Origin of the sequence: Pseudolysinimonas sp. (assembly GCF_044239695.1) — a bacterium.
GTDB lineage: Bacteria > Actinomycetota > Actinomycetes > Actinomycetales > Microbacteriaceae > Pseudolysinimonas_A.
Window position 1 is genome coordinate 1 of record NZ_JBIIAW010000116.1, and the last position, 8,037, is coordinate 8,037.

Below are 8,037 nucleotides of genomic sequence, written 5' to 3' on the forward strand. Positions count from 1 at the left end.
TGCACGCCGGGGAGCGCGTGCAGGTCTGGTTGCACTCCACCCCGATCCTGCTCGGCAGGTTCACGGTGAGCGCGGCCGGCACCGTCAAGGTGACCCTTCCGGCCGGGGTGCCTGCCGGTCAGCACCGCCTCGTCGTGCAGGCACTCGACGGCACGCTCATCGGCTGGGTGTCGTTGACCGTGACCCGTCTCGCCGACACCGGCAGCGAGATCGGCGGGCCGCTGCGCCTGGCATCCGTGCTGCTGCTGCTCGGCGCCGTCGCGGTCGCGGTCACCAGGCGCCGGCGGTCGATGGCCTGAGGGGCCCGGGCCGGGACGCCGATGGGGCGGCCCGGCCCTGTGGACAAAGCCTGCCGCGTGCGGCGGGTCGTTCGCACAATGGCGGGGTGACCGCAGCCGTCGACCTCATCACCGATCGGGTGCGCGAGCGCGTCCGCCGGGAAGGGGTCGATCTCGCTGCCGATTCCGACCTCGCCGACCGCCTGGTGCGGGAGGAGCTGCGCAGCTACTCGGAGCGCGCGCTCGGCGGCTCGGCCCCGATGGTGGGCGACGAGCAGTCGGCGGCGCGGCAGATCATCGCCGCCGTCACCGGGCTCGGGCCGCTGCAGCCGCTGCTCGACGACCCGACGGTCGAAGAAGTGTGGATCAACTCTCCCGACCGCATCTTCATCGCGCGGGACGGCGTCTCGGAACGCATCCAGCTCGACCTCACCGAGACGGATGTGCGCGACCTGGTCGAGCGGATGCTGCGCTCCACCGGTCGCCGGGTCGACCTGTCGTCGCCGTTCGTCGACGCCTCGCTGCCGGACGGGTCGCGGCTGCACGTCGCGATCCCCGACATCACGCGGGCGCACTGGGCGGTCAACATCCGCAAGTTCCGCACCGGGATGCGCGACCTGCGCGAACTCGTGCGGCTCGGGTCGCTCTCGGCTCAGGCCGCCGAGTTCCTGCACGCCGCGGTCTGGGCGGGGCTCAACATCCTCGTGTCGGGGGCGACACAGTCGGGCAAGACGACGCTGCTCGGAGCGCTGCTCGCGTCGGCCCGTCCCGAGGAGCGCATCGTCACCGTCGAGGAGACGTTCGAGCTCGCCGTCTCCGCTCCCGACTGGGTCGCGCTGCAGTGCAGGCAGGCGTCGCTCGAGGGCACCGGCGAGGTCACGCTGCGCCGACTCGTGAAGGAGGCGTTGCGGATGCGCCCCGACCGCCTCGTGGTCGGCGAGGTGCGCGAAGCCGAGTCGCTCGACCTGCTGATCGCTTTGAATTCCGGGCTTCCGGGGATGTGCAGCTTGCACGCCAACTCGGCATCCGACGCGCTGCGGAAGCTCGCCACCCTTCCTCTGCTCGCCGGGCGGAACATCGATGCGTCGTTCGTCGTGCCCACGGTCGCGACGTCGATCGACCTCGTCGTGCACGCCGAACTCGACCGCACCGGGCATCGGCACGTCGTCGAGATCGTTGCGCCGACCGGATCCGCGCGGGACGGGGTGATCGAGTCGACCCGGCTGTTCTCGCGCGGCCCGAACGGGCTCGTCGCGACCGGGGCACTGCCGACCCAGGTGGAGAAGCTCTCCCGCGCCGGGGTCGACCCAGCCGCGTACCTGCGGGTGAGCCGATGATCGTCGCGGCCGGGTTGCTCCTCGGTGTCGGGATGCTGCTCGTCGCGTCGCCGTTCCTCTGGCCGCGGGCCGCGGGCGCTCGTCCACGTCGCTCGGCCCTCGACGGGATGCGCGCTCGCCTCGCACAGGCCGGGCTCGGGCGCATCGCGGTCGGGGTGCCGATCGCGCTGAGCATCCTGAGCGGAGTGGTCGCGGGGGCCGTCGTGCTCGCGGTCGCCCCCGTGCCGGTGCTCGCGCTCGGGGCCGCCGGTGTCGGCGCCGCGGCGCCGCTCGCCGTGCTGTCGATGCGGGCGTCGGCGTTGCGCAAGACGCTGCGCCTCGCCTGGCCGGACCTCGTCGATCACCTCGTGTCCGGCATCCGTGCGGGGGTGCCGCTCGCCGAAGCGGTCGGGGCGCTCGCCGAGGTCGGCCCCGCGGAGACCCGCGCCGCCTTCCGCACCTTCGAGCGCCGCGCGCTCGGCTCGGGCAACCTCGCCTCGGCGCTCGACGGGCTCAAGGCCGACCTCGCCGATCCGATCGCCGACCGCATCGTCGAGACCCTCAAGATGGCGCGCGAGGTCGGCGGTTCCGAACTGCCCACGGTGCTGCGGGCACTCGGCACCTCGCTACGGGCGGATGCCGCGGTGAGATCCGAGGTCGAGGCCCGCCAGTCGTGGGTGCGCGGTGCCGCGCGGCTCGGGGTCGTGGCGCCCTGGGTGGTGCTGCTGCTCCTCGCGTCGCGGCCCGAAGCCGCCGCCGCGTACAACAGTCCCGCGGGACTCGTGCTGCTCGTCGTCGGACTCGCCGTGACGGTCGTCGCCTACCGCATCATGATCGCCCTCGGCCGGTTGCCCGACGAGCGGCGGTGGTTCGCATGACGCCGCTGCTCGCCCTCTCGATCCCCGTCGGCGTCACGCTCGGAGTCGGGCTGTGGACGCTGCTCGGACTCGTGCCGCGGGTCGGCGCAACGCGGCTCGCAGCCCGGGTGGCGCCCTACGTCGCCGACGTGTCGCCCGAGGCGCGCGAGTTCCTCGACCGGCGGCCCGCCGAGCCGCTGCCGTTCGTCGGTGGGTTGCTCGCGCCGGTCGGCCGCCGCATCCGTTCTGCTCTCGTCGCCGTCTTCGGCGGCGACGACTCGGTCGAACGCCGCCTGCACCAGGCCGGGTGGATGATCACCGTCGAAGCGCTGCGCGGACGCCAACTGCTCGCCGGCGCGGCAGGAGCCGGCGCGGGCATCCTGCTCGCCGTGGCGCTGGCCCGGTCGACCGCGGTCTCGCCCCTGCTCGCGGGAGTGGTCGTCGCGGTGTGCCTCGCGATCGGCGTGCTGCTGCCCGACCAGCTGCTGTCGCGCGCGGCCCGGGCCCGACGCTCCCGGATCGCCGAGGAGCTGCCGACGGTGCTCGAGTTCCTCACCTTGTCGCTCTCGGCCGGCGAGGCCGTGCTCGACGCCCTCCGCCGGGTAGCCCGCGCCGGCAACGGCGACCTCGCCCGCGAGATCGGCACCGTCGTCGCCCAGGTCAACGCCGGGGTGCCGCTCGCGGTCGCCCTCGAGCGCTGCGCCGATGAGATCCAGCTGCCGGCGCTCAGCCGCACCGTCGACCAGCTCGTCGGCGCGCTCGATCGCGGCACCCCGCTCGTCGATGTGCTGCGCGCTCAGGCGCAGGACTCCCGCGACGACGCGAAACGGTCTCTGCTCGAAGCCGCGGGCAAGAAGGAGATCGCGATGATGATCCCGCTGGTTTTCCTGATTTTGCCCGTGACGGTGGCGTTCGCGATCTTCCCCGGCATCCTCGTCCTGCAGCTCGGGTTCTGAGTCGACGTCGCCCGCTCAGCACCGGTGTGTGGCGATACGCCGAGCGACACGCCGCAGGTCTCGCGCGACGGTGCTGAGCGGGCGATTCGCGAGGCCTGGTCAGCCCATCCGCTCGCGGAAGCCCTGCTGGTTGACGCGGTTGCCGCAGCGCACCGAGCAGAAGCGCTTGGAGCCGTTGCGCGACTGGTCGACGAGGATGCCGGTGCAGTCGTCTGCGGCGCAGACCCGCATCCGGTCCTGCTGGTCGTAGCGCACGATCTCGGCGATGCCGAGCGCCCCTTCGGCGCGGATGCGGTCGGCGAGCGGGGCGTCGGCCTCGGTCGCGTGGAAATGCCAGTCGAAGCGGTCGTGCTTCGCGAGGTAGGGGAGGGCCTTGGTCTCGCGCAGCCAGCGGTTGATCTCGGCGACCCGCTCGTCGGGCGGCAGCGACCACAGGCCGCGCACATCCTCGCGGGCGCGCACGACGGAGGCGAGTTCGGCGTCGTCGCGATCGAAGCGTCCGGTGAAGCCGTGGCGGTCGAGCAGAGCGGTCAGCTCGGCCGGCGTCGAGAGTTCGTCGGTGCCCGTGCGGGAGGCCGTCGGATGCGTGTTCGCGAGGTCGACGAGGAACGCGATGTTGTCCTCGGTGTCAGGAGTGAAATGCAATTTGAACCTTACGTCGCGGGGCGCGTACCGTCAGGATCGTAACCCACAAGACTCCTGACGGGCAGAGAACCATGCAGCGCACCAGCGTCACCACCGGACTCCTCATCGGCGTGCTCGCCTCCGTCGCCTTCGGCACCTCGGGGGCCCTCGCGAAGCCGCTCATGGAGGCGGGCTGGAGTCCGGCCGCCGCCGTCACCGCGCGGGCGGGGCTCGCCGGCATCCTGCTGCTGCCGTTCGCCGCCCGTGCGCTCCGCGGCAAGTGGGACACGGTGTGGCGGGCGCGCTGGCGCATCCTGGGCATGGCGCTGATCGGGGTCGCCGGCACCCAGTTGGTGTACTTCGCCTCCCTGCAGCGCATCCCCGTGTCGTCGGCGCTCCTCATCGAGTACCTCGCACCGCTGCTGCTCGTGATCTGGGTCGCGGTCGCCACGCGCAGGTTGCCCAAGCCGATCGTGCTCGTCGGAGCCGTCGTCGCGGTCGGGGGTCTCGTGATGATCATCGGTCCCGTAGGCGGCGGGGATGCTCTCGGGTACTTCTTCGCGGCCCTCGCCGCGGTCGGCTGCGCCCTCTACTACGTGATCGCCGCGCGCCCCGCGCAGGGGTTGCCGCCGGTCGCGCTCGCGGCGTTCGGACTGCTCATCGGCTCCGCGAGCCTCGGCCTTGTCGGCGTCACGGGACTCGTGCCCTTCGACATCGTGCTGACCGAGGTCGCCATGGGCGGCCTGCAGATCCCGTGGTGGGCACCGCTGCTGCTGCTCGCCGCGACGACCGCCGTCGGCTACGCGACGAGCATCGCGGCGTCGCAGCTGCTGGGGTCCCGGCTGATGTCGTTCGTCGGGATGCTCGAGGTCGTCTTCGCGTCGCTGTTCGCCTGGATCGTGCTGGGCGAGCAGCTCGGGCCGCTCCAACTCCTCGGCGGGGCGCTCATCCTCACCGGCATCGCGTGCGTGCGCGCCGAGAAGGCGGCGACCGAGCCCGATCCCGAGCCCGTGCTCGAGACCGTCGACTCCCGGGTTTGAATAGACGGGTGAACGACGGCATCCGCATCTCCGACGACGACACCGAACTCGACCGTGCCCGCATCCGTCGGTGGATCCTCGAGGAGTCGTACTGGGCGAAGGGGCGCACCCCGGAGCGTCAGGATGCCGCGATCGACGGCTCCTGGAACTTCGGCGCCTACGACGCGACGACGGGGCAGCAGGTCGGGTACACGCGGGTCGTGACCGACCGCGTGACGTTCGCCTGGGTCTGCGACGTGTACGTCGACGACGCGGCGCGCGGCCGAGGCGTCGGGAAGGCGCTCATCGCCCGAGTGGTGGACGAGCTCAGCGCGCTGAGCGTGCCGCGCGTCGTGCTCGCGACGGCGGACGCCCACGGACTGTACGCGCAGTACGGCTTCGAGCCGCTCGCGAAACCCGAGAACTGGATGGCGCGGATCGCCCCGCCGCCGATCTGATCCGAACAGGGCTCAGCCGCTAACCTGGCGGGATGCGCAGGCTGATCTCGTCCGGGTCCACTTTCGAGTCGCAGATCGGGTACTCGCGTGCCGTGGTCTCCGGTGACTGGGTGTTCGTCTCGGGCACCACCGGATACGACTACTCGACGATGACGATCTCCGACGACGTCGAGGAGCAGACCCGGCAGGCGCTGCGGAACATCGGCGCCGCGCTGGCCGAGGCGGGGGCATCCTTCGCCGACGTCGTGCGCGTGCACTACCTGCTGCCGAACATCGACGACTTCGAGGCGACCTGGCCGGCGCTGCAGGAGGTCTTCGGCGAGATCCGTCCCGCGGCGACCGCGTTCGAGGCGAAACTGTCGAGCGCGGCGATGAAGATCGAGATCGAGGTCACCGCGCACCTCGGGCAGGCATGAGCGCGGCGCCGCGCGTCCGCCCCGAACGCTTCATCTCGGTCGACGTCGAGACGGCCGGCCCCACCCCCGGCGACTACGCGATGATCTCGATCGGCGCGTGCCCGATCGACGACCCCGACCGTGGCTTCTACATCGAGCTCAAGCCCGACCGGGATGCCGTCATCCCCTCCGCCCTCGAGGTCAGCGGCCTGTCGATGGAGACCCTCGCCGCCGAGGGCACCGAGCCCCGGCAGGCGATGCTGGAGTTCGCGCAGTGGATCCGCGACGTCGTGCCGCCGCAGACCCATCGCCCGGTCTTCGTCGGGTTCAACGCCGTCTTCGACTGGATGTTCGTCAACGAGTACTTCGTGCGCTACGACGTCGAGAACCCGTTCGGGCACGGAGGCCTTGACATCAAGTCGTACTACGTCGGCATGATGGGCTCGACCTGGGAGGAGACGAGCATGCGGCACCTCTCGCCGAAGTACCTCTCGGGTCGACCGCTCTCCCACAATGCTCTCGGCGACGCCCGGGATCAGGCCGAACTGTTCCGCCGGATCTCCGAGGATGCCGCCGCCCTCCGCACCGCCAGCACGCAAGCCACCGAAGCATCCTGACCCCTTCCCTCGAGGAGCACCGTGACCGACCCGGCCGAAGATCTGCAGCGCATCATCGAGTCGGCGAAGCGGCTCGGCGTCGAGCTCGACGAGACCGACACCGTCGCCTGGCTGACGGCGATCGCGGCCCAGTCCGACGACGACATCTCGGTGGATGCCGAGAGCGGCACGTTCGGCCACCGGGTCGCGATGCTCGACTTCAGCCCTCGCGACCTCGCGCGGTTCCGCAAGATCGGCGAGATCGTCGAGCTGACGGGCGACCCGGCCGTGAGTGAAGGCGCGCTCGCGCTGTCAGGGTCGGCGGCGCAGTCGAAGATCCAGAGTTTCCCCGGCGACGCCGACTTCTTCCAGCGCTTCAACATCCGGGCCGACACCCGCGAGGAGGCGTGTGCGCTGCTCGCGCGATTCCTCAAGGAGAAGGTGCTCGCGTTCACCCGGGGGGCGACCTATCAGTTCCTCGAGGCGAAGCTCGGCAGCACGAAGTCCGGCGCCCCGATCAGCTGGACCCTCGCCGACATCGAGGCCGGTGTCATCGAAACGGTCGACGGCCCGGTGCGCTGGGAAGACGCGGCGCTCGACCCGGGCTGGGTGAAAGCCGACTGGGTCGTCACCGACCCCGAGCGCGGCAAGCTCTCCAACGCGAGCAACGTGATCGACGTCACCTGGGAGGCTCCGAACGGCGAGATCGTCGCCCTCGACGGCTACCTCGACACCTTCTTCCAGGAGGTCTACCTGGATGCCGAGGACGTGCCGACCTTCGCGAAGGTGGTCGCGCACGTCAGCGACGACGCCCTCGACGACTACGTCGCGCAGCTCGAGGGGGAGGTGCGCAAGTACCTCACGAAGCACCTCAACTACGGCAAGGCCGCGAAGCGCATGTACAACGTGTTCCGCCTCTCCGGTCGGCACCACGACGCGGCCTTCGTGCGGGAGCTGTTCGACGAGCCGACGACGATCCTCTACCAGGTGTGGTCGCTCATCGTGACGCTCGACAACGCGACCCAGCCCGGCAGCAGCATCCCGATCGACGACGTGCGGGCCCAGTCCGACGCGCTCGTGCTCGAGGTCGTGAAGTCGCTGGAAGGCGACGAGGAGACCGAGATCGTGCAGGCGCTGCAGCACCTCAGCCGCACCCTCGAGTCGCAGGCGACCGGCGAGGAGCGCACCGCGGAGGTCACCGGCGCGCAGGCCCAGGTGGTGAACCTGGTGAACACGTTCTTCCACGACAAGCTCACCGCGATGCCGACGATCAAGGACTACATCGACCTCATGCAGGCGGAGCCCGCCGCGCACTGAGCGAGAGTCTGCCGCGTCGAGTGGAAGGTCACCGCACCCTGACCGCTCCCAGGATCGTTGGCAAGACTCACGCCGTGTGGAATCGGATCAGGGTCCTCGCGGTCGTCGGTGTGCTGCTCGGTCTCGGCGGCTGCGCCGGAATGCCGGGTGCTCCGGCGCCGTCCCCGTCGCCCGCGGCGTGGTTGCTCGAGCGCATCACCGCCCTCGACGGCGTGCTCTCC

The 8,037-nt window shown here is 71.0% G+C and carries 9 protein-coding genes and 1 pseudogene; 9 read left to right on the forward strand and 1 reads right to left on the reverse strand.

Features of this window, described 5'->3' with window-relative positions:
- The 4 genes and pseudogenes from ACILQS_RS14025 to ACILQS_RS14040 all read left to right on the forward strand — a co-directional run.
- A pseudogene (locus ACILQS_RS14025) lies at positions 1-299 on the forward strand (cell wall protein); the annotation flags it as partial.
- 86 nt (positions 300-385) lie between these two features.
- Positions 386-1,615 carry a CpaF family protein gene (locus tag ACILQS_RS14030; protein ID WP_395640751.1) on the forward strand — a complete coding sequence of 410 codons (1,230 nt, stop codon included), beginning with the start codon at positions 386-388 and terminating at the stop codon, positions 1,613-1,615.
- Positions 1,612-2,472, forward strand: coding sequence for a type II secretion system F family protein (locus ACILQS_RS14035; RefSeq protein ID WP_395640752.1), 861 nt, complete (start codon positions 1,612-1,614; stop codon positions 2,470-2,472). Before ACILQS_RS14030 ends, ACILQS_RS14035 begins: the two co-directional genes overlap by 4 nt.
- Positions 2,469-3,407 (forward strand): type II secretion system F family protein, encoded by a 939-nt coding sequence (locus ACILQS_RS14040; protein ID WP_395640753.1) that lies wholly within the window; start codon positions 2,469-2,471, stop codon positions 3,405-3,407. The genes ACILQS_RS14035 and ACILQS_RS14040 overlap by 4 nt, the downstream gene beginning before the upstream one ends.
- 99 nt (positions 3,408-3,506) lie before the next feature.
- On the opposite strand, the gene ACILQS_RS14045 is transcribed toward ACILQS_RS14040, so the two are convergent.
- The gene (locus tag ACILQS_RS14045; protein WP_395640754.1) at positions 3,507-4,052 is read right to left on the reverse strand and encodes a CGNR zinc finger domain-containing protein; all 546 of its coding nucleotides are present in this window, start codon (positions 4,050-4,052) and stop codon (positions 3,507-3,509) included.
- A 71-nt stretch (positions 4,053-4,123) separates the two neighbouring features.
- On the opposite strand from ACILQS_RS14045, the gene ACILQS_RS14050 reads away from it, so the two are divergent.
- Genes ACILQS_RS14050 through ACILQS_RS14070 form a run of 5 tightly spaced genes read left to right on the forward strand, consistent with a single transcriptional unit; the run spans position 4,124 to position 7,816 of the window.
- On the forward strand, positions 4,124-5,071 hold the full coding sequence (locus ACILQS_RS14050; protein WP_395640755.1) for an EamA family transporter: 948 nt from the start codon (positions 4,124-4,126) through the stop codon (positions 5,069-5,071).
- Positions 5,072-5,079: 8 nt separating this feature from the next.
- Positions 5,080-5,508 carry a GNAT family N-acetyltransferase gene (locus ACILQS_RS14055; RefSeq protein WP_395640756.1) on the forward strand — a complete coding sequence of 143 codons (429 nt, stop codon included), beginning with the start codon at positions 5,080-5,082 and terminating at the stop codon, positions 5,506-5,508.
- 32 nt (positions 5,509-5,540) lie between these two features.
- Positions 5,541-5,924, forward strand: coding sequence for a RidA family protein (locus ACILQS_RS14060; protein ID WP_395640757.1), 384 nt, complete (start codon positions 5,541-5,543; stop codon positions 5,922-5,924).
- Positions 5,921-6,520, forward strand: a complete 600-nt coding sequence (locus tag ACILQS_RS14065; protein WP_395640758.1) for an exonuclease domain-containing protein — start codon at positions 5,921-5,923, stop codon at positions 6,518-6,520. The genes ACILQS_RS14060 and ACILQS_RS14065 overlap by 4 nt, the downstream gene beginning before the upstream one ends.
- Positions 6,521-6,541: 21 nt before the next feature.
- A complete protein-coding gene (locus tag ACILQS_RS14070; RefSeq protein WP_395640759.1) occupies positions 6,542-7,816 on the forward strand; it encodes a hypothetical protein in 1,275 nt (424 codons plus the stop codon).
- Positions 7,817-8,037 lie beyond the last annotated feature (221 nt).

Bases quoted from the DNA above. Each gene is read 5' to 3' on its own strand.
- ACILQS_RS14035 (WP_395640752.1), top strand. From the start codon at position 1,612: ATGATCGTCGCGGCCGGGTTGCTCCTCGGTGTCGGGATGCTGCTCGTC.
- ACILQS_RS14040 (WP_395640753.1), top strand. From the start codon at position 2,469: ATGACGCCGCTGCTCGCCCTCTCGATCCCCGTCGGCGTCACGCTCGGA.
- ACILQS_RS14050 (WP_395640755.1), top strand. From the start codon at position 4,124: ATGCAGCGCACCAGCGTCACCACCGGACTCCTCATCGGCGTGCTCGCC.
- ACILQS_RS14060 (WP_395640757.1), top strand. From the start codon at position 5,541: ATGCGCAGGCTGATCTCGTCCGGGTCCACTTTCGAGTCGCAGATCGGG.
- ACILQS_RS14065 (WP_395640758.1), top strand. From the start codon at position 5,921: ATGAGCGCGGCGCCGCGCGTCCGCCCCGAACGCTTCATCTCGGTCGAC.